This is a genomic window from Terrabacter sp. RAF57, from assembly GCF_052113925.1.
Taxonomy (GTDB): Bacteria; Actinomycetota; Actinomycetes; order Actinomycetales; family Dermatophilaceae; genus Terrabacter.
Map to the genome: position 1 here is coordinate 1 of NZ_JBFRDT010000065.1, position 341 is coordinate 341.

1 protein-coding gene is annotated in these 341 nt (G+C 65.9%); it reads left to right on the plus strand.

Annotated elements, in window-relative coordinates:
- Positions 1 to 341: DUF1800 family protein (locus tag AB4Y83_RS22720; RefSeq protein WP_442298285.1), on the plus strand; the 341-nt coding region annotated here is incomplete at both ends.

Consider the following 341-nt stretch of genomic DNA (forward strand, 5'->3'; position numbering starts at 1 on the left):
AAGTACTCCGACATGCTCAACGCGGCAGCGCGGCACCCGTCGATGCTCAAGGTCCTCGACAACGCCGACAGCACGAAGAAGGCGCCGAACGAGAACTACGGCCGCGAGCTGCTCGAGCTGCACACCGTCGGCGTCGGGAAGTTCACCGAGGCCGACGTCAAGATGTCGGCACTGGCGCTGACCGGTCTCAGCGTCGACTCCGAGTCGGGTCTCTACTACTACCGGCCCAACCGTCGTCACGTCGGGACCGTCAAGGTGCTCGSCTGGAGCGACCCGAACGCGACGCCCGAGAACGGCAGCGCCGTCGCGACGCTCTACCTCAACTACCTGGCGAACCACCC